This is a genomic window from Phycobacter azelaicus (assembly GCF_014884385.1).
GTDB classification, from domain to species: Bacteria; Pseudomonadota; Alphaproteobacteria; order Rhodobacterales; family Rhodobacteraceae; genus Phycobacter; species Phycobacter azelaicus.
Window position 1 is genome coordinate 2,671,797 of the sequence record NZ_WKFH01000003.1, and the last position, 26,167, is coordinate 2,697,963.

23 protein-coding genes and 1 tRNA gene are annotated in these 26,167 nt (G+C 60.6%); 8 read left to right on the plus strand and 16 right to left on the minus strand.

Annotation, left to right across the window (positions count from 1 at the left end; all coding sequences use genetic code 11):
• Nucleotides 1-75: 75 nt before the first annotated feature.
• The 10 genes from INS80_RS13970 to INS80_RS14015 form a co-directional block, all read right to left on the minus strand.
• On the minus strand, nucleotides 76-882 hold the full coding sequence (locus INS80_RS13970; RefSeq protein ID WP_192966220.1) for an ABC transporter permease: 807 nt from the start codon (nucleotides 880-882) through the stop codon (nucleotides 76-78).
• Nucleotides 879-1,760, minus strand: coding sequence for an ABC transporter permease (locus INS80_RS13975; protein WP_192967285.1), 882 nt, complete (start codon nucleotides 1,758-1,760; stop codon nucleotides 879-881). The genes INS80_RS13970 and INS80_RS13975 overlap by 4 nt, the downstream gene beginning before the upstream one ends.
• A 128-nt stretch (nucleotides 1,761-1,888) precedes the next feature.
• Nucleotides 1,889-2,599 (minus strand): transporter substrate-binding domain-containing protein, encoded by a 711-nt coding sequence (locus INS80_RS13980; protein WP_192966221.1) that lies wholly within the window; start codon nucleotides 2,597-2,599, stop codon nucleotides 1,889-1,891.
• Nucleotides 2,600-2,638: 39 nt separating this feature from the next.
• Nucleotides 2,639-3,451: an ABC transporter ATP-binding protein gene (locus tag INS80_RS13985; RefSeq protein WP_304622244.1), complete on the minus strand. Its 813-nt coding sequence runs from the start codon at nucleotides 3,449-3,451 to the stop codon at nucleotides 2,639-2,641.
• Between the two features lie 123 nt (nucleotides 3,452-3,574).
• Entirely contained in the window at nucleotides 3,575-4,357 is a 783-nt protein-coding gene (locus tag INS80_RS13990) for a phosphate/phosphite/phosphonate ABC transporter substrate-binding protein (protein ID WP_192966222.1), read from the minus strand.
• Nucleotides 4,354-4,794, minus strand: coding sequence for a tellurite resistance TerB family protein (locus tag INS80_RS13995; protein WP_192966223.1), 441 nt, complete (start codon nucleotides 4,792-4,794; stop codon nucleotides 4,354-4,356). Before INS80_RS13995 ends, INS80_RS13990 begins: the two co-directional genes overlap by 4 nt.
• The gene (locus INS80_RS14000; RefSeq protein WP_192966224.1) at nucleotides 4,794-5,258 is read right to left on the minus strand and encodes a tellurite resistance TerB family protein; all 465 of its coding nucleotides are present in this window, start codon (nucleotides 5,256-5,258) and stop codon (nucleotides 4,794-4,796) included. Before INS80_RS14000 ends, INS80_RS13995 begins: the two co-directional genes overlap by 1 nt.
• Nucleotides 5,259-5,299: 41 nt before the next feature.
• Nucleotides 5,300-5,593 (minus strand): DUF1330 domain-containing protein, encoded by a 294-nt coding sequence (locus INS80_RS14005; protein ID WP_192966225.1) that lies wholly within the window; start codon nucleotides 5,591-5,593, stop codon nucleotides 5,300-5,302.
• 177 nt (nucleotides 5,594-5,770) lie between these two features.
• Complete coding sequence (locus INS80_RS14010; protein ID WP_192966226.1) at nucleotides 5,771-8,908, minus strand: valine--tRNA ligase; 3,138 nt, start codon at nucleotides 8,906-8,908, stop codon at nucleotides 5,771-5,773.
• 290 nt (nucleotides 8,909-9,198) lie between these two features.
• Nucleotides 9,199-9,642 carry an Lrp/AsnC family transcriptional regulator gene (locus INS80_RS14015; protein ID WP_192966227.1) on the minus strand — a complete coding sequence of 148 codons (444 nt, stop codon included), beginning with the start codon at nucleotides 9,640-9,642 and terminating at the stop codon, nucleotides 9,199-9,201.
• A gap of 131 nt (nucleotides 9,643-9,773) precedes the next feature.
• On the opposite strand from INS80_RS14015, the gene INS80_RS14020 reads away from it, so the two are divergent.
• From INS80_RS14020 to INS80_RS14030, 3 genes are read left to right on the plus strand one after another with little or no spacing between them, the layout of a single operon-like run.
• Nucleotides 9,774-10,931, plus strand: a complete 1,158-nt coding sequence (locus INS80_RS14020; RefSeq protein ID WP_192966228.1) for a type III PLP-dependent enzyme — start codon at nucleotides 9,774-9,776, stop codon at nucleotides 10,929-10,931.
• Nucleotides 10,932-10,974: 43 nt separating this feature from the next.
• Complete coding sequence (locus tag INS80_RS14025) at nucleotides 10,975-13,272, plus strand: xanthine dehydrogenase family protein molybdopterin-binding subunit (protein WP_192966229.1); 2,298 nt, start codon at nucleotides 10,975-10,977, stop codon at nucleotides 13,270-13,272.
• Entirely contained in the window at nucleotides 13,250-14,332 is a 1,083-nt protein-coding gene (locus INS80_RS14030) for a T6SS phospholipase effector Tle1-like catalytic domain-containing protein (RefSeq protein WP_192966230.1), read from the plus strand. Before INS80_RS14025 ends, INS80_RS14030 begins: the two co-directional genes overlap by 23 nt.
• Nucleotides 14,333-14,362: 30 nt before the next feature.
• Here the strand turns inward: INS80_RS14030 and INS80_RS14035 are convergent, their stop codons facing one another.
• Together INS80_RS14035 and metF are read right to left on the minus strand one after the other, a co-directional pair.
• Nucleotides 14,363-14,854: a PaaI family thioesterase gene (locus INS80_RS14035; RefSeq protein WP_192966231.1), complete on the minus strand. Its 492-nt coding sequence runs from the start codon at nucleotides 14,852-14,854 to the stop codon at nucleotides 14,363-14,365.
• Between the two features lie 98 nt (nucleotides 14,855-14,952).
• A complete protein-coding gene (gene metF, locus INS80_RS14040; protein ID WP_192966232.1) occupies nucleotides 14,953-15,822 on the minus strand; it encodes a methylenetetrahydrofolate reductase [NAD(P)H] in 870 nt (289 codons plus the stop codon).
• 95 nt (nucleotides 15,823-15,917) lie between these two features.
• Between metF and INS80_RS14045 the strand changes: the two genes are divergently transcribed.
• On the plus strand, nucleotides 15,918-16,823 hold the full coding sequence (locus INS80_RS14045) for a LysR family transcriptional regulator (RefSeq protein WP_192966233.1): 906 nt from the start codon (nucleotides 15,918-15,920) through the stop codon (nucleotides 16,821-16,823).
• A 68-nt stretch (nucleotides 16,824-16,891) separates the two neighbouring features.
• Here the strand turns inward: INS80_RS14045 and curA are convergent, their stop codons facing one another.
• On the minus strand, nucleotides 16,892-17,932 hold the full coding sequence (gene curA / locus INS80_RS14050) for an NADPH-dependent curcumin/dihydrocurcumin reductase (RefSeq protein WP_192966234.1): 1,041 nt from the start codon (nucleotides 17,930-17,932) through the stop codon (nucleotides 16,892-16,894).
• Between the two features lie 228 nt (nucleotides 17,933-18,160).
• Between curA and INS80_RS14055 the strand changes: the two genes are divergently transcribed.
• A complete protein-coding gene (locus INS80_RS14055; RefSeq protein WP_192966235.1) occupies nucleotides 18,161-18,946 on the plus strand; it encodes an inositol monophosphatase family protein in 786 nt (261 codons plus the stop codon).
• Between the two features lie 104 nt (nucleotides 18,947-19,050).
• Here the strand turns inward: INS80_RS14055 and INS80_RS14060 are convergent, their stop codons facing one another.
• Both INS80_RS14060 and putA read right to left on the minus strand, forming a co-directional pair.
• Nucleotides 19,051-19,833, minus strand: a complete 783-nt coding sequence (locus tag INS80_RS14060) for a rhomboid family intramembrane serine protease (RefSeq protein ID WP_192967287.1) — start codon at nucleotides 19,831-19,833, stop codon at nucleotides 19,051-19,053.
• A gap of 61 nt (nucleotides 19,834-19,894) precedes the next feature.
• Complete coding sequence (gene putA / locus INS80_RS14065) at nucleotides 19,895-23,320, minus strand: bifunctional proline dehydrogenase/L-glutamate gamma-semialdehyde dehydrogenase PutA (protein ID WP_192966236.1); 3,426 nt, start codon at nucleotides 23,318-23,320, stop codon at nucleotides 19,895-19,897.
• A gap of 129 nt (nucleotides 23,321-23,449) precedes the next feature.
• On the opposite strand from putA, the gene INS80_RS14070 reads away from it, so the two are divergent.
• The 3 genes from INS80_RS14070 (at nucleotide 23,450) to INS80_RS14080 (ending at nucleotide 24,685) form a co-directional block, all read left to right on the plus strand.
• Nucleotides 23,450-23,920, plus strand: a complete 471-nt coding sequence (locus tag INS80_RS14070) for an Lrp/AsnC family transcriptional regulator (protein ID WP_192966237.1) — start codon at nucleotides 23,450-23,452, stop codon at nucleotides 23,918-23,920.
• 39 nt (nucleotides 23,921-23,959) lie between these two features.
• Nucleotides 23,960-24,535 carry a histidine phosphatase family protein gene (locus tag INS80_RS14075; RefSeq protein WP_192966238.1) on the plus strand — a complete coding sequence of 192 codons (576 nt, stop codon included), beginning with the start codon at nucleotides 23,960-23,962 and terminating at the stop codon, nucleotides 24,533-24,535.
• A 74-nt stretch (nucleotides 24,536-24,609) separates the two neighbouring features.
• Nucleotides 24,610-24,685 (plus strand) — tRNA-Val (locus INS80_RS14080).
• Between the two features lie 669 nt (nucleotides 24,686-25,354).
• Here INS80_RS14080 and INS80_RS14085 read toward each other — a convergent pair.
• On the minus strand, nucleotides 25,355-26,161 hold the full coding sequence (locus INS80_RS14085; RefSeq protein WP_192966239.1) for a crotonase/enoyl-CoA hydratase family protein: 807 nt from the start codon (nucleotides 26,159-26,161) through the stop codon (nucleotides 25,355-25,357).
• Nucleotides 26,162-26,167: the final 6 nt, after the last annotated feature.

Sequence of the window (26,167 nt, forward strand, 5' to 3'; positions counted from 1 at the left end):
ATTGCTCCAGCCGGATCTGCGCACAAAAAATGGCCCCCGAAGGAGCCATATTTTTTTGCTGCGCAAGGTGCGAAATCAGCGGATCAGGTTCGGCCTCAGCCTCATTTTTGTCCGGCGCTCCTGCGGGATGTGACGGTTCAGTCTTTTGTTCACAAGTCCAAACAGACCTATGATCAAAAGCGTCAGCATGATGAAGTAGAGCGCCAGAATCGGGTAGGGCACGAAGGGGTTGAAGGTCTTATCCGCAAAATAGTTGGCGTAGTACAGCGCATCGCCCTGCTGCCGCCAGGCCGGAAAGCCTGAAAAGAACACCAGCGTCGTCGCATGGAAGAGAAAGATCGCCTCGTTCGTATAGGACGGCCAGGCCAGACGCATCATCGTGGGCCACATGATCCGCCGGAAACGGTGCCAGCCCGAAAGGCCATAGGCATCTGCCGCTTCGATGTCGCCCTTGGGAATGGAGCGCAGCGCGCCATAGAAGATCTCGGCGCTATAGGCGGAGGTGTTGAAGAACAGAACCACCAAAGCGCCCAGCCAGGCCGACGAGAAGGCGTCGAGGATGGGCGAGAAGCCCTTCAGTTCAAGGAAAAGGAAGTATGCAAAGAAGAACTGGATGAAGAGCGGTGAGCCCCGAAAGACAAAGATGAACCACTCTGCCGGTTTTCGCCACATGGCGGAGGACGAGTTCTTTGCCACCGCCAGGAGGTTTGCAAAGAAGAACCCGCTGATGACGGCAAGGGTGCCGAAATAGATGTTCCAGATCATCCCCGAACCGATCAGGGTGAAATGTTCGCATAACGTGAAATCACTGCGCGGCAGCAGGCGTTCCCCGTAGCCAAGCGAGCGAAAGGCATAGGCCTGAATGGTCTCAAGACAGCTCATGTCGCTTTCCTTTGCGCTTCACCGCCCAGGGTGGCCTGCCCATGTGACAGGCGGGTTGTGATCCGCGCCAAGACCACCTCGGACACCTTGGTAAAGGCGAGGTAGAAGACCAGCAGAGCCAGGAAATACCACATGCGCCAGTCGCCATGGGGATAGTCGGTAAATTTCGCAGTCTTGCTGCCCCCCAGTTCGCGTGCCCAGTAGACGATATCCTCAACGCCAAGGAGGAACAGAAGCGGCGTCGCCTTGATCAGTACCATCCAGAGGTTCGACAACCCCGGCAGGGCATAAGTCCACATCTGCGGTACGGTGATGCGCCAGAACGCTTGCCGCCGTGTCATGCCATAGGCCTCGGCCGTTTCGACCTGCGCCCGCGGGACCGCGCTCATGGCGCCATAGAGAACGTTTGCCGCAAAGGCGCCGAAGACAATGGCAAAGGTCACCACTGCCAATGAGAAGCCGTAGACTTCGTGGATCCATTGCGGTGAGGTGCCAAGAGGCATCTTGGCAATGTCACAGACGAGAAAGTCGCTGCCCTGACGGATCGGCTGATCCCAGTCCGGGCACTTGATCTTGTGGCGCACCCATTCAATGCCCTGATCCAGCGCGATGACGAAGAACAGGAAAAAGGCGATGTCAGGTACGCCGCGCACGATGGCGATATAGCCCTTACCGAACCACGACAGGGGCAGGAAGTGGGCGCGGGCCGCGATGGCGCCGCCAAAGCCGAACAACAGTGCAAGTGGAGCGGTGATGGCCAGCAGCAACAAGACCGTGCCGAAAGCGACATAAAAGCCCATGTGCTTTCCGGTGGTCAGGTAACATGACAGCCACTGGAGCCCCTCCAGGCTGGCCGGGTCTGAGCAATAGGAAAAGATGGCTGACCTCGTCGTCTATGTCACCCGCATCTGTCCCGGCAGGGGCCGATCATGCGCGCAACGGGAACAATGCAGCAAAGGGGAGCATCGCCCCCCTTTGCCGGTCTGTTGGATCGGGCAGGCGTGGCTTACCAGGTTCCGCCCACTTCCCATTTGGTGATCAGCGCGTTCAAGCTGCCATCTTCCTTCATGGAGGTAATGGCGGCGTCGAACTTGGCGCGCAGCTCGTCATCGCTTTCACGGAAAGCCATGCCGATGCCACCGCCCAGCGGCACATCGTCGCCCACAAAGATCAGGTCGGAGGCTTCAACTTCCGGCTCAAGGAAATCTTTGTCAGCCAGAACCGCATCGGCTTCTCCGGATTTCACGGCCGCGATGGTTTCATCCGGAGTGGGATATTCGACCAGGGTCGCGCCCGTGTCGACCACATGGTTGGCCTGGATGGTTGCAGTCTGCGCGGCGATGATGCCGCCGGTCAGATCCACACCGTCGGACATCGCTGCATAAGCAGAGGGCGACGGCGGAGTGTAACCTTGCGTAAAGTCGACAACTTCCTCGCGTTCTTCGGTGATCGACATGCCCGCGATGATCGCGTCGTAGTTGCCCGAGGTCAGGTTCGGGATGATCGAATCCCAGTCGTTGGTCACCCACTCACAGGTCAGCTCGGCACGTTTGCACAGCTCGTCGCCCAGCTCGCGTTCAAAGCCATCCACTTCACCTTTGTCGTTGATGAAGTTGTAGGGAGGGTAGGCGCCCTCGGTGCCAAGGCGCACGGTATCAGCCATTGCGACGCCTGCGGTCAGGGCAAGGGCAGCTGTGCCGAGAAGAATGGATTTCATGAGTTTACTCCCGTTTGGTTGGTTTGTTGGTTGTTGCTATCAGCGTTTGGTCGAAGACAGGAAACCGCGCAGACGTTCAGATCGGGTATCGCCAAACACCTCTTCCGGCGCCCCCTGTTCTTCGATCAGACCTTGATGGAGAAAGACGACATGGTCCGAAACATCGGCGGCCATGTTCATGTCATGTGTCACGATCATCATGGTGCGCCCTTCTGAGGCCAAATCCTTGATAACCTTTACGACTTCCTGTTCAAGCTCCGGGTCAAGCGCCGAGGTCGGTTCATCGAACAGGAGCGCTTCGGGTTCCATGCAGAGGGCGCGGGCGATGGCGGCGCGTTGTTGCTGCCCGCCTGAAAGCTGTGCCGGATAAGCATCGCATTTGTCGCCGATGCCGACCTTGTCGAGATACTTGCGCGCCGCGGCCTCGACCTCGGTTCGATCCCGTTTCAGAACCGTCAGCGGGGCTTCCATGACATTCTGCAAGATGGTCATATGTGACCACAGATTGAACTGCTGAAATACCATGGACAGGTTGGTACGGATGCGCAGAACCTGATTGGGGTCAGCCGGACGGCGGCTTTGGCCTGTTCCCGTCCATTTGATCGGTTCGCCCTTGAAGAGGATCTCACCCTGCTGACTGTCCTCCAAAAGGTTGCAGCAGCGAAGAAGGGTGGACTTACCGGACCCGGACGAGCCAATCAGCGAAACAACCGAGCCACGCGGGGCGGTGATGTCGACGCCCTTGATGACCTCCAGATCGCCGTAGGATTTGTGCAGCCCGCGGATCTCTAGGACTGGTGCGGTCTCTGAGGCTTGCGATGTGTCGGTCATGGTGGCGGTCAAGGTGTGCATCGTCCGATTGATAAAATTCTGTCTTATTGGACCCAAAAAAAGGCGGAATGCAATGTGCAAACCGCCAGATCCTGTCCCGATCCGCGCGAAACGGTCAGTGGTGCCGCCAAAACGGACGCCGGTTCAGGCGTTCGCGCGCCCCCGGATTCTCTGCTCCGTCAGAATGGGGCCGGGCGGTGTCGATACGGCCAGATAGTCTGACATGGGTATCGCGACCAAACCTTTCAGATGCAGCGTCTCTGCCGCATCTGCATCAAGGGTTGCAATGGCAGTTTCAATGGCAGCGAACAAGGGTGCAGGATCATTGCCAAGGGCGGTGATGAAGGGCAATCCGGGTGTGCTTGCGGTGCGATCAATCACGTCCAGATCCGCAGCAAAGGCGTCGTACTTCTGGATCATCTCCCAGGACAGGATATCGATGCTGGCAAAATCCGCACTGCCCTCGGCAACCGCCTGGGCCGATTCCCGGTGACTGCCGGATTCAACAAGCCGTCCTGGTAATAGCCCGGCATCCTGCATGTGGATGAGCGGTCCTGCCCAGCCGGATTGGGACAGACTGTCGTTATAGGCAAAGGCTTTTCCGTCAAACCCGTGAAGGCCGACGTCGCTGCCCTTGCGTGCAACAAACACACTGTAATAGTGCCCGGGCGGGCAACCTTGATGGCCGTAATCGGGTGTTCCGACCAGTTGGACCTCGCCGTAAAGGCGTGTGCGCAGGGGGCAGCCACAGGTCTGGCCCAGAACAAGGTCTTTTGCCCCCCATGCGCTCCAGGCGTCGGTCTTGCGATCCAGCGCCTCAGGGAGGTCATCATAGGTGCCCATAAGACCTGTACGAATGGCCGCCCAAAATTGGTCGTTGGCGGCAGCGGTTTCGGGGCGGTCGTACATTCCCAGATAGGCGATCATAGCGCAGCCTCCGCTCGTTGTCGCGCCAAGGCGCTGTCCCGGTCATTGACCCCCAGCAGACTGGCAGAAAGGCGCAGCAGGCTGTCCTCGCTGGCATCGCGCTTTCCGTCCGCGAGAACTACCTGCCATAGGGCTTCAATCACGCCGATCCGGTCTTCATAGCGCACCGCATCCTTGATCGCCCGGGTGAAGCGAACCGTGTCGGGGGCTTCGGCCTCCATTGCCTCGGCCTCTTCGCGCAGGATGATCGCACCGCCCATATCGAGCCCATAGCGGGACTGGCTGATGCGGTCGATCCGATCTTTTTCGACGTCGGAATAATTGTGGTCAGACCGCGCCACCCGCACCAAAAGCGCGCAGAGAGCGAGGCGTGCGTCCTTGTCAGTCAGTGGAGTGTCGACCGGAGAGAGCAGGCGATTGAGCAGATCTCGGAACATCAAGTGGCATCCTCCGTGGTCCCAGCCAGCTTGCGGCGGGCGCGGTCACGAGCGGCCTCATTGTCGGCATAAGACAGGCCCATGGCCTTGCGCGCATCCTCGACGATCTTGACCTCGCCTTCATGTTCGTTGCCGTCAGCCAGAACCACTTCCCACAGAGCATCCAGCGCTGCCAGACGTTCCTCAAGGCCTGTGGTCTCGCGGATCAGACGGCCGAATGTATCGGTCTCAGGCGCGGCAGCATGCAGCTTTTCGCAGTTGGCACGCACCTTCGCGGCCTCTATGGCGTTGTGCTGGTAGAGCCGTGCCAGGATCCTGTCGATCAGGCTGATTTCTTCCAGCTGATATTCGCGATCGGATTGCGCGACGCGCACCATAAGCGCGCCGAGCGCCAGCTCTGCATCCGGGTCCGGCAGGGCCGGGGGCTGCGGCGGGCGGAAGGCTTGAAAAAACTTTTTCAGCATGAGGTCAGATGATCCTGCAGATGAATGGCGGCCAACGGCGATCAGCCGTCATAGCCTTCGATGATCTCCATGTCACCGGTCGAGACCGGATCGCGCAGGGCCTTGGCATCCTGATAGGCGACGGAGTCATAGCAGGCCTTGGCGGTTTCGAAATCCTTGAACTCGATAACGACGGTGCGAGCGCGCATCTGGCCTTCACGCACTTCCTTGGGGCCACCTCGGACCAGGAATTTTGCACCATATTCCGCAAAAGGTGCTGCATTCGCGGCCACATAGTCCTTGTACCGCTCCATGTCGTCCACATCGACATGGGCTACCCAATATCCTTTTGGCATACGGAATCCTTTTTCTTCTTTTCGCCAAGCTGAAACAGGTGGCGCGCAAAGACAATGGCCAGCTTTGGCTGAATTTCCCCGTTTCCTATCTCAAAATCTCAAGAATACGTCAGAAAAAGCAAGTAAATTCAAAGAAAGCCGCCCGCGCAGGGGCGGGGCGGCTTTGCTCTTTGTGTCTTATCCAAGTTCGGCAAGGCGGGCGAGCGCCTCTTTGATCTTGGTCTCTTCCTCTTCCCGCGCGGCCAGGTTCTCGCGGGCCTCTTCCACCACCTCCTCGGGGGCGGAGGCGACGAATTTCGGGTTGTTAAGCCGACCACGCAGCCCCCCCAGTTCCTTGGCCAGCTTGCCGAGGGTCTTCTCCAGACGCGCCTTTTCCGCGTCTATGTCGATGATATCGGCGAGCGGTAGGCCAAAGGAGGCACCGGGCGCCGAGATCGAAACGCAGCCCTTGGGCAGGGCATCGACCTTGGTCAGGCTGTCGATGCGCGCAAGGCGTTTGATTAGCGCCTCATTGCGGTCCCATGCGGTTTGGGCGGCGGCGTCGATCTCGGTCACCAGCATGGCCACCTTGAGGCCCGCCGGCACATGCATCTGCGCGCGGGCGGAGCGGGTGTTCTCGATCACCGAAATGACCCAGTTGATTTCCCGGTCAGCCTCGGCATTGACCAGATCGGCGGCGGTGTAGGCGGGCCAATCGGCGTGCACCAGCATCTTGGCGCGGGTGCCGGTCTGGCCCCACAGCTCTTCGGTAATGAAGGGCATGATGGGGTGCAGCAGGATCAGACATTGATCCATCACCCAGCGCATTGTCTCGCGGGTCTCGGCCTGAGCGTCTGCGTCATCCCCCTGCAAAAGCGGCTTGGACAGCTCCACATACCAGTCGCAGACCTTGCCCCAGACAAAGGCATAAAGCGCCTGCGCTGCGTCGTTGAAGCGGAAGGCCTCCATTGCGGCATCCACCTCTTCGCGCACGCGGGCGGTCTCGCCGATGATCCAGGCGTTGACAGCCTGCGCGGGGTTCAGATCCGCGACGGATTTCTGCGGCACAGCATCTGTGAAGACCTCGTTCATCTCGGCAAAACGCACGGCGTTCCACAGTTTGGTGCCAAAGTTCCGGTAGCCAGCGATGCGCTGCATATCCAGCTTCAGCACCCCGCCAAGCGAGGCCATCGCCGCATTGGTGAACCGCAGCGCATCGGCGCCGTACTCATCAATGATATCCAGCGGGTCGATGACATTGCCGGTGGATTTCGACATCTTCTTGCCCTTGGCATCGCGCACAAGGCCATGGAGGTAAACTGTGTCGAACGGGATCTGATCCACGACAGCGAGCTGCATCATCATCATGCGGGCGACCCAGAAGAACAGGATGTCCTGCCCGGTAACGAGCGTCGACGTCGGGAAGTATTTCTTCAGCTCCTCAGTATCTTCGGGCCAGCCGAGCGTACCGATGGGCCACAGACCGGAAGAGAACCAGGTGTCGAGCACATCCGGGTCGCGCCAGACCGGGTAGACCAGCTTGGTGGGATCCTGCGTGGTTTCATATTCGGCCAGCGCGGCGGCAAAGGCTTTGACCGCCTCGGCGCGAGTTTCGACCTCGACCACCTGTGCGTGGTTCAGCGGCGCGGGCAGGCCGACAAGAATGTCGTCGAACTGCGATTTGACGCTGTCGAAATCGGCGGCGCAATGGCGCGGCTCCTCACCGATCAACAGCTTCTGTTCCCACATCAGGCGCAGGCTTTCGACCAGATCAAGGGCGCCGTCGCCTTCATCGTCGGTGAACCCTTCGCCGGACAAGTCAAAGCCATACCAGACCGGAATCTGATGGCCCCACCACAGCTGGCGTGAGATGCACCAGGGTTCGATGTTTTCCAGCCAGTGGTAATAGGTCTTTTCCCCGCTTTCCGGCAGGATCTTGACGGTGCCGTCCTTCACCGCCTCCAGCGCCGGGCCGACAACCTTTTCGGCGTCCACGAACCACTGGTCTGTCAGCATCGGCTCGATCACCACTTTGGAGCGGTCGCCAAAGGGCTGCATGATCGGTTTGTTCTCGACCAGCGGCACCAGGGTTTCAACCTTGTTGCCGTCCTCGTCCTTGGTGGTCTCCTTGACCATCACGGCAAGGCCCTCGGCGGTGATCTGCTCCACCACCTTCTTGCGCGCCTCGAACCGGTCGAGGCCCCGCAGGTCCTCGGGCACCAGGTTGATGGCGTCTGCCTCGGCCTCAGAGAGGGTCTGCTCGCCCTTGGCGACGGCCATGGCTGAAGGTGCGGCCTCGGCATAGGGGGCGCCGTCTGCGCGCATCGCGCCTTTGGTGTCCATCAGGCGGTACATTGGGATGCCGCCGCGTTTCGCGACCTGGTAGTCGTTGAAATCATGGGCGCCGGTGATCTTCACCGCGCCCGAGCCGAAGTCGGGATCGGGGTATTCGTCGGTGATGATCGGGATCAGGCGGCGGTGTTCCTTGGGGCCCACTGGGATCTCCACCAGCTTGCCCACGATGGGGGCATAGCGCGCATCGTCGGGGTGCACCGCAACCGCGCCATCGCCCAGCATGGTTTCGGGCCGGGTGGTGGCGATGGAGATGTAATCGCGGGTCTCCTCCAGAGTGACGTTCCCGTCCTCGTCCTTTTCGACGTAGGTATAGGTCGCACCGCCTGCGAGCGGGTATTTGAAGTGCCACATGTGGCCCGCGACCTCGATATTCTCCACCTCAAGGTCGGAGATCGCGGTCTGGAAATGCGGGTCCCAGTTCACCAGCCGCTTGCCGCGATAGATCAGACCCTTGTTGTACATATCCACGAAGACCTTGATGACGGCATCGTGGAAATTGCCCTCTTCACCCTCGGGCGCGCCGGGGGCGCCGGACATGGTGAAGGCGTTGCGCGACCAGTCACAGGAGGCGCCAAGGCGTTTGAGCTGATTGACGATGGTGCCGCCGGACTGGCTTTTCCACTCCCAGACCTTTTCGAGGAAGGCCTCCCGACCGAGTTCCGCGCGCGAAGGCTGCTGGGTCTTGGCGAGTTCGCGTTCCACCACCATCTGGGTGGCAATGCCGGCATGGTCCTGCCCCGGCTGCCACAGCGTGTCGAAGCCCTGCATGCGCTTCCAGCGGATCAGGATGTCCTGCAGCGTGTTGTTAAAGGCGTGGCCCATGTGCAGAACGCCGGTGACATTGGGCGGCGGGATCATGATGCAATAGGTGGAGGCCTCGGGCTTGGCATTTGCGCCGGCCTTGAAGCAACCGGCCTTTTCCCAGGCGTCATAAAGGCGGCTTTCCGCCTCGGCTGCGTTGAATGTCTTTTCCATCGCCATCGGTTTGGTCCTGCGTGCGTGTCATTTCGGATCGCTCTCTCCCTTACAGAAGGGGGCGGCAAAGGGAAAGTGGGAAGGCGGGGCAGGGGCGGCGCAGGGGAAACGGGCGGGCCGGTAACGCGGGCTTAACGGCTGGCGGGTACTCTGCTTCATGAAGAGAACAGCGGGCCCATCCCTCCTCCCGCAATTCACTAAGCCGCCCGGCCGGACTTTGATGCGGGAAACTGCAAAGTTGGCCGGGCGCACTATTTTTCCGGCTCTCTCCAACCGGCATCAGGATATGGTCCCGCCTATCCGCGTGTCCCGCTGCGGTCCAGTTTGGTCGCAAGATGGATCAGGCTTTCTGAGGATCGTACACCGCGCGCCTCGCCGATGCGGTCGATGGTTTCATCCAGCTCATCCGTGGTCTGGGCCACCACCTGCGCCAAAAGGTCAAACCGCCCCGATGTGGTGTGAACAACCTCGACGCCCGGTAGGCTGCGCAGGCGGGCCAGAACCTCGGGGCCGCTGCGCGGTTCGATAGAGATGAGAACGGTGGCCTGGAGGGGCGGGCGTACTGCGGGGGAGAGTTTCAGCGTGTAGCCAGAGATCACGCCAAGGGTCTCAAGTCTCTCGATGCGCGTCTGAACGGTGGTGCGGGCCAGCCCAAGATGTCGGGCAAGCTCGGCGACAGAGCGCCTCGCATTGTCTCGCAATAGTGTCAGCAGGTGTCGGTCGGTATCGTCGATCTGCATCATTCAGCCGAAGTTATGACGGAAATTTCCGTCACTTTAGCAAAAGTGACGGGGGGAATCGACGTACAAAAGGGCGAAACTGGTAATAACACTCAAAACACTTGCAGACCGTCCAACGAGGCCGTGATCCGATGCAGCATATTCCCCCGCTTTGGCTTGATCCTGAAACCCACCTAGCGCGCCGCACTCCAGACCATCCAATCCTCTATTTCGCGCCGCAGGTGTTGCACCAGGTGGCGGATCGGTTCCTGAGGGGCTTTCCGGGACTCGTGACCTATGCGGTGAAGGCGAACCCGCATCCGGCGGTGCTGTCCAACCTGGTGGCGGCGGGTGTGTCGGCTTTTGATGTGGCCTCGCCCGCGGAAATGGAGGCCGTGCGCACGGCCAGTACGGATGCGGTGATGCATTACAACAATCCGGTACGCTCGGAGGCGGAGGTCGCTGCCGGGATTGCCCACGGCGTGGCCAGCTGGTCGGTGGATGACGCGAGCGAGCTGGAAAAACTGCGCGAGGTTCCGCGGACCTGCGAGATTGCCGTGCGTTTTGCATTGCCAGTTGTCGGCGCGGCCTATGATTTTGGCAGCAAGTTCGGCGCCGCCCCGGAAGAGGCTGCTGGGCTTTTGAAAGAGGTGGCAGCGATGGGCTGGACTCCTGCCTTGTGTTTCCATCCCGGAACGCAATGCGAGGATGCGGCAGCCTGGGTCGAATACATCCACGCGGCACGCAGGATTGTCGCTGCGGCGGGCGTCAAGGTGGCGCGGCTGAACGTAGGCGGCGGCTTTGCCGCCAACCGCGATGGTGAGGCGCCGGATCTGGAGAGTGTTTTTGCCGCTATCGGGTCAGCGGTGACAGAGGCCTTTGGCGACGAGGCGCCTCAGCTGATCTGTGAGCCGGGCCGGGCGATGGTGTCCGAAGCCTTTACCCTTGCCGCGCGTATCAAGGGGCTGCGCAAAGGCGGCGAAGTGGTCTATCTCAACGACGGGATCTACGGAGGCCTCGTGGATATCCGCGACATGGGCTTGCCGGGGCGTGTTACCGTGGTCAGCGCGCAAGGGCGCCACAGGGCAGGCGAGCGCAAACCCCGCATCGTATTTGGCCCCACCTGCGACAGCCTGGATCGCTTGCCGGACGGTCTGCCGCTACCCAAGGATAGCGTGATCGGCGACTATGTGCTCTTTCCCGGCCTTGGTGCCTATTCTTCGGCCATGAGCACCCAGTTCAACGGCTACGGGCTCTCTGACGTGGCGACCGTGATCGCCCTCTCTGGACAAGCTGACGCTGAAGGCTAATGTCGGCCCCAAAGCAAGCACCACGCGCGCGGAGGGGATGAGCATGCAGAAATTCGGAAAAAGCCAGCCAGTCAAACGTACCGAGGATGTCCGGTTTCTGACCGGGCATGGGCAATATATCGAAGACGCCGCGCCGAAGGATGCGCTGAAGACCTGGGTGCTGCGCAGCCCGGTGGCCCATGGGGTGATCACCGCGCTTGATGTCGAGGACGCCCGCGCGGCAGATGGCGTGCATATGGTTGTGACTTATCAGGACTATGTGGATGCGGGCTATGATACCGGCATCGATGGCATCCTGATCAAGAACCGGGATGGCTCGAGCGCCGCGGCACCTCATCGCCCGATGCTGGCCCATGAGCGTGTGCGTCACGTCGGGGAGCCGATTGCCGTCGTAGTGGCCGACACGCTCGATCAGGCGCGTGATGCGGGCGAGATGATCGAACTGGAGGTCGACGATCTGCCGGTGAAACTCGACATTGCGCCGGGTGGGGAGCCGCTTCACCCGGATGTGCCGGACAATCGGGCCTTTGATTGGGGGATCGGCGACGAGGCCGCCACCGAGGAGGCCTTTGCCAAGGCGGCGCATACCGTGTCGCTGCAAGTCGAAGACAATCGCATCATCGTCAACTCGATGGAGCCGCGCGGCTGTTTCGCCGAATGGCGCGAGGACCGTCTGCATTTCACCTTTGGCGGGCAGGGGGTCTGGGGCGTCAAAGGAAACCTTGCAAAGAAACTCCGCCTCGCGGAGGAGCAGGTGCATGTTGTGACGCCGGACGTCGGCGGCGGCTTTGGCATGAAGTCCCAGCCCTATCCCGAATATTACGCGGTAGCCCATGCGGCCCGCGTTCTGGGGCGTCCGGTGCTGTGGATCGGCGACCGCTCGGAATCCATGCTCTCGGACAATGGCGGTCGTGATCTGACGTCGCTCGCAGAGCTGGCCTTTGATGAAGATCTCAAAATTACGGGCTATCGCGTTCATACGCTCTGCAATCTTGGCGCCTATAACGCGCCGTTTGGGCAGATCATTCAGACCACGCTGTTCAGCAAGGTTCTGACCGGGGTCTATGATATCCAGACCGCCTGGCTGCGTTCCGAGGGGATCTACACCAACACCACGCAGGTCGATGCTTACCGCGGTGCTGGCCGTCCCGAGGCGATCTATGTGCTGGAGCGCGTGATGGACCGCGCCGCACGCGAGCTGGGCGTGGAGCCGCTGGAGCTGCGCCGCCGTAACTTCATAGCGCCCGCGTCCTTCCCGTATCCGACGATCGTCGGTGAAACCTATGACGTGGGAGACTTTGGCCGGGTGCTGGATCGCGCGGCAGAGGAAGCAGACCTTGGGGGCTTTGCGGACCGCAAAGCTGCGGATGCAGCCAAGGGCCTGCTGCGCGGCGTCGGCCTCTGTTACTATATCGAAAGCATTTTGGGCGATCCTTCGGAAGGCGCGGAAGTGGAGTTTCTGGAGGATGGCCGGGTGAACATCTATGTCGGCACGCAAAGCAACGGACAGGGGCATGAAACCGTTTATGCTCAGTTCCTTGCTGACCAGACCGGCATTCCAACAGAGCAGATCACCGTGGTCCAGGGCGACAGCGACCTGATCGCCCGTGGTGGTGGTACCGGCGGGTCGCGCTCTGTCACGACCCAGGCCAACGCGACGCTGGCCACCGTGGACAAGATGGTCGAGGCCTTCACACCCTTCCTGGCCGAGGAGATGGGCGTCGAGGAAGACGCCGTCGAATTTGACGGCGAAACCTTCCGCGCGCCAGGGTCAAACCTGACGCCGACCTTTGTAGAGGCCGCCGAGATGGCCCGCGCCCAGGGTCGCACCGACCTTATGCGTCATTCTGCGCGGGCCACGCTGCCGGGGCGTTCGTTCCCAAATGGGGCTCATATCTGCGAGGTGGTGATCGACCCTGAAACCGGCGCGGCGGAGGTGGATCGCTACACCGTGGTTGACGATTTCGGTAACCTCATAAACCCGGCACTTGCAGAGGGGCAGGTGCATGGTGGAGTTGCCCAGGGGCTGGGTCAGGCCATGCTGGAACACGTGGTCTACGACAGTGAGGGGCAGCTGCTCACGGCATCGTTCATGGACTATGCCATGCCAAGGGCCTCTGATGTCCCCATGATGGGATTCTCGACGGAGGCCGTGCCCTCTACCCAGAATCCGATGGGGATGAAAGGCTGTGGAGAGGCCGGAACGGTGGGCGCCATGGCGGCGGTCGCCAACGCGGTGCAGGATGCGGTCTGGGCGCGGGGTGTGCGCCAGATGGACATGCCGTTCACGCCGATGAAACTATGGGAAGTACTAAGGGATGACACTATCGCGGCTGAGTAAACGTCTGCTTGGATGGCTCGGGCGGCCTTTGCGGTCCGAGCACTCTGGCGAGACCGCGATGCGCGGGCCGCAGGCCCATGTGATCATTCTGGATGGCACAATGACATCCCTTCGGCCCGGCCATGAATCCCATGCCGGGCAGACCTATCAGCTCTGCCGCGAGATGGGCCCCGAGGTATCGGTTTTCTACGAATGTGGAGTGCAGTGGAATGGCTGGTCCAGTGCGCGTGATGTAATCGTTGGAAAGGGGATCAACCGGCAGATCCGCCGTGCCTATGGCTATCTTGCCTCCCGGTATCGGCCCGGAGACAGCATCTACCTGATCGGCTATAGTCGGGGCGCATATGCGGTACGCTCACTTGCCGGGGTGATCGGAGAGGTAGGGCTCTTACGCACCGAACATGCGACCGAACGCAATATCCGAACCGCCTATCGTCACTATCAGGAAGGCCAGGATCCCGAGGTGGCCCGTGCGTTTCACCAGGCCTATTGCCACAGCGAGACGCGGATCGAGATGATCGGCGTTTGGGACACGGTCAAGGCGCTGGGCTTTCGGCTTCCGATCCTCTGGCGCTGGGCCAAGGATCCGCACGGCTTCCACAATGACAAACTTGGCCCCCATGTAAAGAATGGCTACCACGCTCTCGCGCTGGATGAGACACGCGATGTCTTTGCGCCGGTCCTGTGGTCGTGTCAGGATGATTTCAATGGACGAGTTGAGCAAATGTGGTTCCGCGGCGCCCATGGCGATGTAGGCGGGCAGTTGGGCGGCAACGACGCGGCAAGGCCGCTTGCGAACATCTCGCTGGTCTGGATGCTTGAAAAGGCCGAGGACTGCGGTCTGGCTTTGCCGCAGGACTGGCGGATGCGTTACCCTGTCGATCCGTGCGCGCCTTCGGTCGGGACCTGGCGGGGTTGGGGCAAGATCTTTGTTCTGCGCAGCAGGCGCCGCGTTGGTGCGGATCCCAGCGAACGGCTGCACAGCAGTGCCAAGGGATATGTGATCAAGGAACCCCGTTCTTCTTGGCGGATCTTCTGGCCCTTACGCGCGACGCGCTAGCAGCCGTGCGCTGCAAAAATGATCGGGTTTTCAGCGGTTTGGAGGCGGCAGCTTCATCACGATACAGGTGGTTGATCCCGTGGCGTACAGCTTGCCATCCTCGACGCCGCGGATTTCTCCATGGGCAACGCCGGTCGAGCGGCCCACGTGATCTGTGACGCCAAGACAGTCTACCGTCATGCCAAGCGGGATCGAGCGGAGGATGTTGATCTTGTATTCCAAGGTTGTGTAGGCCGAGCCCTTGGGCACGCGGGTCATCACTGCGCAGGCCATGGCGCTATCAAGGAGTGTGCCATACCAGCCACCATGAACCGTGCCCATGGGGTTGGTGTAGGCAAATTCCGGTGTGCCGCGAAACACCACGCGCCCGTCCGAAACCTCATGCAGGCGATAGCCGAGCTGCGCGCCGATCGGCGGGCCGGGCAGCTTGCCGTGCAGGATGCCTTGCATGAACTCCAGGCCGGAAAGCTGCGTGATCTCTTCCATCGGCAGAAGATCAGTCGGGGATTTTGCGGTGACCATGAAACGCCTCCTTCATGTGAATTGCCCGGCGACGGGGCCGGGCAAACACAGTTCCATTTTGGAATGAGGCTAGGCGCGCATCACAGCGCCAGCAAGTCTTACGCGACGTTCTCGAGCGAGACCTTGGGAGTGACGCCAAGGGCAAAGCAGACATCGCGGGTCAGTTCGGGGCGGTTCAGCGTGTAGAAATGCAGTTTCTCGACGCCGCCTTCCAAAAGTTCGGTGCACAGCTCGCTGCACATCGCGGTCGCCAGCAGATCGGCCCGGTCATCTCGCAAGGCCTTGTCAAAGGCCTCTTCGACCCAGGTAGGTATCTTTGTGCCACAACGGCGGGCAAAGTTTCGCGCGCCTTTCCAGTTCTCGATCGGCAGAATGCCGGGAGTCAGTTTCGAGCCATCAATGCCAGCCTTCTCGCAGGCATCGCGGAAGCGGAAGAAGGTTTCCGCTTCAAAGAAGAACTGGGTCAGTGCCTCGTCCGCGCCTGCGTCGAGCTTGCGCTTCAGCCAGTCCACATCGGCCTGGGCGGTGGCGGCCTCTGGGTGCTGGTCGGGATAGGCGCCGACACGGATGGTGAATTTGCCGGTCTCTGCCAGGGCTTCGATCAGTTCGACCGAATTGGCAAAACCGTCGGGGTGGGGCGTGAACTTGCCTTCGCCTTTTGGCGGGTCACCGCGCAGGGCAACGATCTCGGAGACGCCTGCCTCGGCGAAGCGATCCGCGATTTCAAGGGTTTCCGCTTTGGTCGCCTGCACGCAGGTCAGGTGCGCGGCAACGTTGAGGCCTGATGATTTGTGCAAGGTAGCAACCGCGTCGCGTGTCAGATCACGGGTCGTGCCGCCAGCCCCATAGGTCACGGAGACAAAGCGCGGATCGAGCGGCGCGAGGGTCTGTACGGTGTCCCACAGGCGGAAGGAAGCTTCCAGCGACTGCGGGGGGAAGAATTCAAAAGAGATGTCAGGGGTCTTCATTTACGGGATCTCCGACTGATTTGACCCCTTGTCGCATAGCCTGCATTGTGAAACAAACTCATAATTCTCAAGAACAACATGAACGGCGCGATAGGATGCTTCTCGAATTTCGTCACCTTCGAACGATCAAGGCCATTCACGAGGCGGGCGGGCTTGCCCGTGCGGCCGAGCAGCTGAACATCACGCAAAGTGCCCTTAGCCATCAGATCAAGGGGCTGGAGGATCAGGCGGGGGTGGAGCTGTTCCTGCGGCGCTCCAAGCCGATGAAGCTCTCGGCGGCGGGCTTGCGTCTGCTCCGGTTGGCTGAGCAGGTGCTCCCCCAGGTCGAGGCGGCGCAGGCCGAATTCTCCAACCTTCGCGACGGGCACGCAGGGCGCATGCATATCGCCATTGAATGCCACGCCTGTTTCGAATGGCTCTTTCCGGTGCTCGAAGCCTTTCGCAAAAGCTGGTCAGATGTGGACGTTGACATTCGCCCGGGTCTTGCCTTTGACGCGCTGCCTGCCTTGCAAAAGGAAGAGGTGGATCTCGTGGTCTCCTCCGATCCAGACACAATTGCGGGTGTCGAGTTCATCGAGCTTTTTGACTACAACCCTGTGTTTGTGGCGTCGTCCCACAACCCTCTGGCCGACAAACCTTTTGTGGAGGCTAAAGATTTTCGCGATCAGACCCTGATCACCTATCCGGTGGAAAAATCGCGTCTGGACGTGTTCAGCCAGCTTCTGATCCCGGCAGGGGTAGAGCCCGCATCGATCCGGCAGGTGGAGTTGACTGCGGTGATTCTCCTGCTTGTGGCCTCCAACCGGGGTGTTTCGGTGCTGCCCGATTGGGTGGTGCGCGAGGTCAAGTATTCGTCCGACTACGTCACTCGGCCGCTGACCAAAGACGGTATCACCCGCAGGCTTTATGCAGCGGTGCGCAGCGAGGATCGCGAAAAGCCCTACATGCAGGAACTTATCCGTCTCGCAAAGGTCGAAGCGCGAAAGCTTCAGCAGCAGTAGTCTGCCCCCGACAGGCAAAACGCCCGCCATTGCAGAATGGCGGGCGTTTCCTTTTGCAGCTGCGGGCGTCAGATCAGCTTGACGATTTGCTTGCCTGTGTTGCCGCCCTTGAGCAGAGAGCGGAAGGCATCGGGGGCGTTCTCAAGGCCAGTCGCGATGTCTTCAAGGAAGCGGACCTCCCCCGAGGCAACCTTGGGGCCGACTTCCTTCAGGAACTCCGGATAGCGGTCAAAGTGGTTCGAGATGATGAAGCCATTCACCGACAGGAACTTGACCAGGATGTTCCGCCAGATGTTCGGACCTGTCAGCGCCGCGTCAGAAGCCCCGGCGCCAAGGCCGCCTGCGTTGTACCAGGCGATCATGCCGCAGATGGGAATGCGCCCATGGGGGTTCATAAGGGGCAGTACTGCCTCAAGTACCTTGCCACCGACGTTCTCGAAATAAATGTCGATGCCCTTGGGGCAGGCGGCTGCCAGATCCTTGCGCAGCGATTTTGCATCCTCATAGGCGCGGTGATCGAGGCATTCGTCAAAGCCGAAGGTTTCGATCGCCAGTTTGCACTTGTCCGCGCCGCCCGCGATGCCAACGACGCGCAGTCCTGCAAGTTTGGCGAGCTGACCCACCATCGATCCCACGGGGCCGGTCGCGGCTGCCACAACAAGGGTTTCCCCGGCCTGCGGTCGGCCATAGGCGGTCAAGCCATGCCATCCGGTAAACCCTGGCATGCCCAGAACGCCAAGCGCTGCGGTGATCGGACCTTGCGCAGGATCCAGCTTGCGCAACTCTTTGGCAGGAAGGCAGCCGTGGCTTGCCCAACCCAGCATCCCGAATGCATAATCGCCGGGTTTGAAGTGCGGGCTGTTGGAGGCGATGACCTCACCGACCGCGCCGGCCTCCATGGTGCCGCCGATCGGCACCGGGGCGGCATAGGATTTGGCATCGTCCATCCGGCCCCGCATGTAGGGGTCCAGCGACATATAGTGAGACTTCACAAGGACTTCGCCCTCACCAGGGACAGGCAAATCCACCGTCTCCATGCGGAAGTTCTCGTCCGTTGGCTCACCGACGGGGCGGCTGGCCAGCACGATGCGCTGCATCTGTTCGCTCATTTGGGTCTCCCCTCCCTTTTTTCTCCAAGGTGTCCGTCAATCTGAACTGTGTGGTTCAGTTTCGCGCATTGCAACCCATAGCAGGAATAACCCAACGGCACATGCTGGCCATGAGATGTCACTGACCCCATGAGACCTTGGGCATTCACTCTTGGCAACAGGGTGCAGGGCGCGTATAGGCACGGCTTGACCGGCATCTCCCCCCGACCGATACAGGAGTCTGCAGATATGATTGGCAGCGCGAACCTCAACGTGATGATCAAGGCCGCCCGCAAGGCAGGCCGCTCCCTTGTGAAAGACTTTCGCGAGGTCGAGAACCTGCAGGTATCGATGAAGGGTGCAGGAGATTTCGTTTCCAAGGCCGATATTGCTGCTGAAAAGATCCTGAAAGAAGAACTGATGGGCGCGCGCCCCACCTATGGCTGGCTTGCCGAAGAGGGCGGTGAGACCCCCGGCGAGGACCCCACGCGTCGCTGGATCGTCGACCCGCTGGATGGCACCACCAACTTTCTGCATGGTCTGCCTCATTGGGCGATTTCCATCGCGCTTGAACATAAGGGCAAGGTGGTTGCGGGCGTGATCTACGACGCAGCCAAGGACGAGATGTTCTTTGCCGAAAAAGGCACCGGAGCCTGGATGAACGATACCCGCATTCGGGTATCGGGTCGCCACCGGATGATCGAGTCGATCTTTGCGACCGGCTTGCCCTTTGGCGGGCGGTCTGATCTGCCTGCGACCCTGCAAGATCTGGCCCGCCTGATGCCCGCCTGTGCGGGTGTACGCCGCTGGGGTTCGGCGGCACTTGATCTCGCCTATGTGGCCGCAGGCCGCTACGACGGTTTCTGGGAGCGCCGCCTCAACGCCTGGGATCTGGCGGCAGGTATCATCATCGTGAAAGAGGCCGGTGGCCTGATCGAAGCAATCGACCCTGAGCAAGAAATCCTCGAATCTGGAGAGGTGGTCTGCGCCAACGAGGCAATCTACGAGAATTTTGCCAAGGTGATCCGGGGCTGACGCCTAGCCAAGTTCCCCACATGAAGGAACGCGTTTAGTCTGTCCGGCTGGGCGCGTTTTTTCGTTTATTCCACAGGTGCCGTTCAGGGGGGCTGTGGATGAGGCTACTTGCCCCATGGGCCCGGGTTTTTCCTGCCTGCATTCACACGGCGGGGGATGCGGGGCACGCGAGTGGGGCTGTGCTCGTACTGGTTTTCCGGATGGGGGGGCAGCCCTCGCGTGCGGCTCCAGAAGTCCGGGCCACCGCGTTTGATCCACAAGGGAATGCAAAGCCCCATACCAACAACAAACCCGCCGGCGTGCGCCCAATAGGCGACGCCGCCAGTGTCTGGGTCCGAACCGAGCCCGCCGACGAACTGGATCACGAACCAGAGTCCAAGCATGATGAAGGCCGGGATCGAGAAGACCCTGAAATAGATGATCAGGATCAAAAGGATATCGATGCGGGCCTTCGGGAACATCAAGAGATATCCGCCCATCACCCCGGCGATGGCTCCGGAGGCGCCGACCGTGGGCACCACAGACATGGGGGCGGCCATCACATGCAAAAGGCCGGCGCCAATCCCTGCGATTAGATAGAAGCCCAGGAACGGCAGGTGGCCCATCTCGTCCTCCAGGTTGTCACCAAAGATCCAGAGGAACAGCATGTTGCCCGCAAGATGCATGAAACCGGCGTGCAGAAACATCGACGTGAAAAGGCTGCCAAAGCTGCCGCCGTAGGTGATCTCGCGCGGGATGATACCATAGGTGTAGTAAAAACCAGCCATTGACCGGTCGCTGGTGTAGGTCGAAATCGCGTAGAGAAACACTGCGATATTCGCCGCCATCAGGAGGTAGACAACATAGGGCGTGCGCCCCGATGGATTGTGATCGCGCAGCGGAAACATGGGGCGAACGCTGGGCCGGTTACGGCCCAGCGTCAAGGGGTTATCGGGAAAAGCTGTACGTTCAGGCGCTGCCACCCAGAAGGGCGGCATTGCCGCCAGCTGCAGTGGTGTCCACGCAGACATGACGCTCTGCCAGAACCCGTGCCGGATCGGGCTTGCCGGGTATCAGCGGAATGATCGGCCCGTTCCGTTTCGCAAGCGTTTTCTCGATCCGGCGCGCTGTATCTTCATCTCCCCACCACAGTACACCTGAGAAACCTTCGAGCAACTCAAGCCGGTGCAGATCAAGAAGGCCGTTTGCTTCGATGGCCGTACCACCAAGCGCAAGAACAGCTTCTTTCTGGGCGGCCGCTGCCTCGGCACCTGGTCCCATGCAAATCAGCGGCGGGCGGGCCGATGTTGTGAGACGGTTGGATTCGCCAGTCGGGCCGGGCAGGGAGGTGGTCTTGGGCGGGGCTACTGTGCCGGACGGAGCGGGCAAATCGGTCATTGAGCCTTCCCACGCAGCGTCACTGTTCTGACGATCAGGTGCGCAGAACCGCGCCATGTAGTTCGGACCGCCTGCCTTGGGACCGGTGCCCGAAAGGCCTTCGCCGCCAAAGGGCTGGCTGCCGACGATGGCGCCGATTTGGTTGCGGTTGACGTAAATGTTGCCCGCGTGCACCCGGTCGCAGACGTGCTGAACCCGGTCATCAATCCGCGTATGCAGGCCAAAAGTTAGCCCATAGCCGGTGGCGTTGATGTCATCGATCACGCGGTCCAGATCCGGCGCCTTGAACCGCGCCACATGCAGGACGGGGCCAAAGATCTCCTTTTCGAGCGCGCCAATGCCCGGCACGCTGATCAGAGTGGGCGCCACGAAGGTTCCGCCCTGGGGCGTTTGCATTTCTTTCAGCACACGGCCCTCGGCGCGGGCCTGATCGATATGGGCCAGAATGCCTGCGCGCGCGCCCGCATCAATCACCGGACCGCTGTCCACATCCAGATACCACGGATCGCCAAGATTCAGCACATCCATGGCGCCCTTGAGCATCTTCAAAAGATCGTCGGCAATGTCCTCCTGCACGTAGAGGCATCGCAGGGCGCTGCAGCGCTGACCGGCAGACTGAAAGGCGCTTTCGATGATCGATTGCACGGCCTGTTCTGGCAGGGCGGTGGAGTCGACGATCATGGCATTGAGACCGCCGGTTTCCGCGATCAGAGGCGCTCCGGGGCGCAGATTTTCGGCCATGGCGCTGCGAATGCGCATGGCGGTTGCCGTCGAGCCGGTAAAGGCGACGCCGGAGATGCGCGGATCCGAGGTGAGTGCTGCACCCACCCGGCTGCCCGGTCCTGGCAACAGTTGCAGGGCGGTGCGGGGCACGCCGGCCTCATGCAGCAGCTGAACCGCGCGGTAGGCGATCAGCGGGGTTTGCTCGGCAGGTTTGGCCAATACCGCATTTCCAGTGGCCAGCGCCGCCGAGATCTGCCCGGAAAAGATTGCCAGCGGGAAGTTCCAGGGCGAAATGCAGGTGAACAGGCCGGCGGGTTCTGCATCGGGGATGTTGGCCGCGTAGTAGCGCAGGAAATCTACCGCCTCGCGCAGTTCGGCCACAGCATCCGGAATGGACTTGCCGGCTTCCCGTGCCAAAAGAGCGAACAGCTCGCCATAGTGCTCTTCGTAAAGAACGGCGGCTTTGTTCAGGACCGCAGCTCGGTCTGCAGCGGGCGCGTCCCAGGGCTTGGCAGTGGAGAGTGCGGTTTCCACATCTGCGGCGCTGGCCGGGGTCAGCTGTCCTACAACGGTCAGGTCGGAGGGGTTGGTGACATCCTCGGCCAGCTCGGGGGCGGCATCACCCGCCAGCAGTGGACCGGCACTCCAGCGATGATCCCGCCACGGGGCACGGGCCTGCTCAATGGCGGCAAGCGTCGGTGCATGGCCAAGGTCAAAGCCCTTCGAATTCTGCCGTTCCGGTGCGAAGAGTTCTGGTCCGGTGGGGATGCTGCAGCTCACGTCCGAAACCGCGTCAAAGGGATCGGCAGCGACCACTTCCGGGGGCACGTTGTCATCCACTATCTGGTTCACGAAGGACGAATTTGCGCCGTTCTCCAACAGACGTCGCACCAGATAGGCCAGCAGATCGCGATGGGCGCCTACGGGGGCGTAGATCCGGCAATTGGTGCCATTCTGCTCTTTTACCATCTGGTGGAGGGTTTCGCCCATGCCATGCAGGCGTTGGAATTCGAACAGGCTCTTGTCTTCGGCCATATGCAGGATGGCGCTGACGGTATGGGCATTGTGGGTTGCAAACTGCGGATAAATCCGGTCAGTCATCCCAAGCAGTTTGCGGGCATTGGCGATGTAGGAGACATCGGTAAGCGCCTTGCTGGTGTAGACCGGAAAGCCATCGACGCCTTCGACCTGTGCGCGCTTTATCTCGGTATCCCAATAGGCGCCTTTGACAAGGCGCACCATGAAACGGCGATCGTATTGCTCGGCCATGCGGTAGAGGGCATCAATCGCAAGGCCGGTGCGGGGCCCATAGGCCTGCACCACGACGCCAAAGCCCGCCCAGCCCGCCAGCGCCGGATCAGAGACCACCGCTTCGATGACTTCCAGCGACAACGACAGCCGGTCAGCTTCTTCGGCATCGACATTGAGCCCCATGCCCGCTGCCTTGGCCAATAGCGCCAGAGCTTTCAGGCGCGGCACAAGCTGCTCCATAACGCGGGCCTCCTGCGCCAGCTCATAGCGGGGATGCAGGGCGGAGAGCTTTACTGAAATGCCGGGGTTCTTACGAATGTCATCGCTCTTGCAGGCCGCCGCAATGGCCGAGATCGCCTTGGAGTAGGACAGGTGATAGCGCGAAGCATCCGCCTCGGTCCGCGCCGCTTCGCCCAGCATGTCGTAAGAATAGGTATAGCCCTTTGCCTCCATACCGGCGGCGCGCTTCATGGCGCTTTCGATGCTTGCACCCAGGACGAACTGCCGCCCCATTTCCTTCATCGCACGGCCCACAGCGGTGCGGATCACCGGCTCTCCCAAGCGCTTGATTGCGCCGCGCAGGGCCCGCACCGGGCTGGGCTTGTCTTCATCCAGAACCTTGCCGGTCAGCATCAAGGCCCAGGTCGAGGCATTGACCAGGGAAGACGAAGAATGTCCAAGGTGTTTGCCCCAGTCGGAGGGTGCGATCTTGTCTTCGATCAGTGCATCGATGGTGTCCGCATCGGGTACCCTCAAAAGCGCCTCCGCCAGGCACATCAGCGCGATGCCTTCATCCGTTGAGAGCCCATACTCGGCAAGAAACACCTCCATCAACCCGGGGGAAGAGTGGCCGCGGATGTCTTTCACGAGCGCTGCGGCATCTGCGCAGATCGTCTGCCGCTGGGCTGCGGTCAGTGCGGCAGTTGCTACCAATTGGTCCCGCATGGCGGTTTGGTCCACATAGGTTCCGGCGTCGATCAGATCGCGCAGCTTGCCGGATTGGATCAGGGGGGCTTGGGTCATGCAGAATACTCCGAAAGAAAGTCCGCAGCGGGTCTACTGTCCAGAGTAGACGTTAATGAGCGGGACATTCGCCTGAAGGTATGGTATTCGCGGGACGAATGGTGGAATTTTCTGTAATATGGAGGGCGAATGAACTTTTTGGACCTTGACCGCTATGACCGGGCGATTCTGAACGTCCTCGCAGAGGATGGTCGGATTTCTGTCGCGGATCTGGCGCGGCGTATCGGCCTGTCCAAATCCCCCACCCAGACGCGGTTAAAGCGGCTGGAGGCTGAGGAAATCATCACCGGCTATCGCGCCTTGGTGGATCCGATCCGCCTGGGGCTTGACCACGTGGCTTTTGTCGAGGTGAAACTGGACGATACCCGCGAGGCGGCTCTGTCCCGGTTTAACGCGGCCGTCGTTAAGGTGCCCGAGATCGAGCAGGTTCACATGATGGCCTCCCATTTTGATTATCTTCTTAAAGTGCGCACGCGCTCCATGACGACCTACCGCGAAGTTCTGGGCGAGCGGATTTCCTCCTTGCCGCATGTGGCGTCGACTTCGACCTATGTGGCGATGCAGGCGGTAAAGGAAGACGGCGCATTTGCGCAGCTGTAAAAGGGCGATGACAGGTTCTACCGCGCAAAGGAATTTTTGATGAGAGATTACCCGAAGATATGGCTGTTGCGTCATGGAGAGACGGAGTGGAACGCAGAGCGCCGCGTTCAGGGGCAGCTCGAGTCCCGGCTCAGTGAGCGTGGTCTTGGTCACGCCCGTCGGCAGGCCGAACTGATGGCTCCGATTCTGAAGGCAGAAAACCCGCCCTGTTACGCATCGCCGCTGGGGCGAGCGCAGCAAACGGCAGAGATCGCGCTTTCTGGCCGCCGATTTATGACCGACCCGCGTCTTGCCGAGGTACACGCAGGAGAGTTTCAAGGTCATAGGCTTGCCGACCTGCAAGCGGCAGATCCCGAATATTTCAAGCGCAACGTAACCCCGCTCGACATGTTTTGCGAAGCCCCTGGCGGCGAGGGGTATGGACCATTCTATGCCCGCACTTTGGCCTTCCTCGACGCTTTGGCCGGCCCTTCGGTTGTTGTTGCACATGGTCTCTTGGGGCAGGTGATGCGCGGGATAGTCTGTGGTTTGGAGCGTGGTGAGCTGGCGCAACTGGAGAACGGACAGGGTTGCGTTTATGTCCTTGAGAACGGCATGGAAACGGTTCTGCGATAATTTCGTTCAGGCCTCAAAAAATCGCGATCACCCTCTTGCGCAGCCTCGGGGATTTCTCTAAATCCCGGCGCAGCGGGTGATTAGCTCAGTTGGTAGAGCGCTTCGTTTACACCGAAGATGTCGGGAGTTCGAGTCTCTCATCACCCACCACTCCTGCCATCGGAAAAGCATCCCAGCGTTTGAGTGCACCAGCGTTCGGTGCAGAGTTGCGATGGGAGACAGTTTGCAATCAATGTGGTTCGGGTTGCCATTCACATTGGTTGCCCCGGGCACCGTTTTTTGATCACCAGTTGGCAAGTGGAGTATGGGATCGGGGGAGATAGAAGAACGGCACTATGTGCCACGCTGCCCGCAGAATGACATGCGTGATCAGAACGGAAAGCGAGCGTTCACTGAGGCGCCGAAGGATTCAAGGCCCACAGTTCCGATATCTTCATAAAAGCCTTCGACAGCGATTTTGATATCCCGGCGCGGCACATACCATGTTGCGCCTGCTTCCAGTCGGCCCCTGAAGTGGCGTTTGAGTTCCCCGGTTTCGTGGACGGTTTTGGGCCTTGAGATGCCAGCTTTTGAGCTGCGATCCTTTCGCAATCGATCACGGTGCACTCCAATTGCTTGAAAAAGGGGGGACACACTATTCGTATATCGGTTTTCACGCCATGACTGAGGGCTGACGCGCGGCTCTCCGAAGCTTGCCGGTCCGCGCGTCTGGAGGGAGGATCTTTTCAGACCAAGGCGACCTCGCAAAGTGCGAGGAAGGAACACGTCGTTCGGAGCAGAGCCATGACCAAGGGTTAGGGCTCTGTCCCTCAGGTTCTATCACTCGTTGGGGCGCACGCGGGCGGCGCTTTTGTCGGCAAAAGCCGCCAGGCGGGCGCGGGCGGCGGGCTGGGTGTTCACGACACCGGCCACCACGGACTCTGCATAGGCTGCATCCAGCGCCGACATGTTCTGCATGTGGCTTACAGCCGAGCAGATGGCAAAGTTCGAAAGCGGCAGGTTTTCGGCTGCGCGGCGGGCCAGTTCCATCGCCTTGTCAAAGCTGGAATCTTCGACGAAATACTGTGCCAGACCCAGATCGCTGGCTTCCTGCCCCTGATACACACGGCCCGTGAGCATCATGTCGATCATGCGGGATTTGCCGATCAGGTCGCTTACGCGAATGGTGGCGCCACCGCCGGTGAATAGACCCCGCTGGCCTTCGGGCAGGGCGAAATAGGTGGTTTTGTCCATAACCCGAATGTGAGCTGAACTGGCCAGTTCCAAGCCGCCACCCACGACAGCGCCCTGTAGGGCAGCTATGACCGGAACACCGCCGTATTCCATCTTGTTGAAGGCTTCGTGCCAGCGCAGGCAGACGTGCATGAAATCGGCGGGGCTGCGGTCTTCGTCGTGGTGTTCGATCAGGTCCAGGCCCGCGCAGAAGTGGTCGCCTGATCCAGCTAGAACCACGGCCTTGACCCCGGCGCGTGGCGCCAGCGAGAAGAACTCCACCAGTTCCTCGATGGTGTCGATATCAAGCGCATTGCGCTTGGCCGGGCGATTCAGGGTCACGACCCAAACGCCGTCCTCCTGCGCGTCTATGGCGAGGTTCCTGAAGCGGGATATATTGATTTCAACGCTCATGGCGGG

What these genes read in the sequence shown, in the direction of transcription:
- INS80_RS13980 (WP_192966221.1), bottom strand. Translation starts at nt 2,599, where the DNA reads ATGAAATCCATTCTTCTCGGCACAGCTGCCCTTGCCCTGACCGCAGGC.
- INS80_RS13995 (WP_192966223.1), bottom strand. Translation starts at nt 4,794, where the DNA reads ATGTTCCGAGATCTGCTCAATCGCCTGCTCTCTCCGGTCGACACTCCA.
- INS80_RS14025 (WP_192966229.1), top strand. Translation starts at nt 10,975, where the DNA reads ATGCAGAAATTCGGAAAAAGCCAGCCAGTCAAACGTACCGAGGATGTC.
- INS80_RS14020 (WP_192966228.1), top strand. Translation starts at nt 9,774, where the DNA reads ATGCAGCATATTCCCCCGCTTTGGCTTGATCCTGAAACCCACCTAGCG.
- INS80_RS14005 (WP_192966225.1), bottom strand. Translation starts at nt 5,593, where the DNA reads ATGCCAAAAGGATATTGGGTAGCCCATGTCGATGTGGACGACATGGAG.
- INS80_RS14085 (WP_192966239.1), bottom strand. Translation starts at nt 26,161, where the DNA reads ATGAGCGTTGAAATCAATATATCCCGCTTCAGGAACCTCGCCATAGAC.
- INS80_RS14075 (WP_192966238.1), top strand. Translation starts at nt 23,960, where the DNA reads ATGAGAGATTACCCGAAGATATGGCTGTTGCGTCATGGAGAGACGGAG.
- INS80_RS14070 (WP_192966237.1), top strand. Translation starts at nt 23,450, where the DNA reads ATGAACTTTTTGGACCTTGACCGCTATGACCGGGCGATTCTGAACGTC.
- INS80_RS14055 (WP_192966235.1), top strand. Translation starts at nt 18,161, where the DNA reads ATGATTGGCAGCGCGAACCTCAACGTGATGATCAAGGCCGCCCGCAAG.
- INS80_RS14060 (WP_192967287.1), bottom strand. Translation starts at nt 19,833, where the DNA reads ATGTTTCCGCTGCGCGATCACAATCCATCGGGGCGCACGCCCTATGTT.
- INS80_RS14030 (WP_192966230.1), top strand. Translation starts at nt 13,250, where the DNA reads ATGACACTATCGCGGCTGAGTAAACGTCTGCTTGGATGGCTCGGGCGG.
- INS80_RS13970 (WP_192966220.1), bottom strand. Translation starts at nt 882, where the DNA reads ATGAGCTGTCTTGAGACCATTCAGGCCTATGCCTTTCGCTCGCTTGGC.
- INS80_RS13990 (WP_192966222.1), bottom strand. Translation starts at nt 4,357, where the DNA reads ATGATCGCCTATCTGGGAATGTACGACCGCCCCGAAACCGCTGCCGCC.
- metF (WP_192966232.1), bottom strand. Translation starts at nt 15,822, where the DNA reads ATGAAGACCCCTGACATCTCTTTTGAATTCTTCCCCCCGCAGTCGCTG.
- INS80_RS14045 (WP_192966233.1), top strand. Translation starts at nt 15,918, where the DNA reads ATGCTTCTCGAATTTCGTCACCTTCGAACGATCAAGGCCATTCACGAG.
- INS80_RS13985 (WP_304622244.1), bottom strand. Translation starts at nt 3,451, where the DNA reads ATGCACACCTTGACCGCCACCATGACCGACACATCGCAAGCCTCAGAG.
- putA (WP_192966236.1), bottom strand. Translation starts at nt 23,320, where the DNA reads ATGACCCAAGCCCCCCTGATCCAATCCGGCAAGCTGCGCGATCTGATC.
- curA (WP_192966234.1), bottom strand. Translation starts at nt 17,932, where the DNA reads ATGAGCGAACAGATGCAGCGCATCGTGCTGGCCAGCCGCCCCGTCGGT.
- INS80_RS14000 (WP_192966224.1), bottom strand. Translation starts at nt 5,258, where the DNA reads ATGCTGAAAAAGTTTTTTCAAGCCTTCCGCCCGCCGCAGCCCCCGGCC.
- INS80_RS14035 (WP_192966231.1), bottom strand. Translation starts at nt 14,854, where the DNA reads ATGGTCACCGCAAAATCCCCGACTGATCTTCTGCCGATGGAAGAGATC.
- INS80_RS14015 (WP_192966227.1), bottom strand. Translation starts at nt 9,642, where the DNA reads ATGCAGATCGACGATACCGACCGACACCTGCTGACACTATTGCGAGAC.
- INS80_RS14010 (WP_192966226.1), bottom strand. Translation starts at nt 8,908, where the DNA reads ATGGCGATGGAAAAGACATTCAACGCAGCCGAGGCGGAAAGCCGCCTT.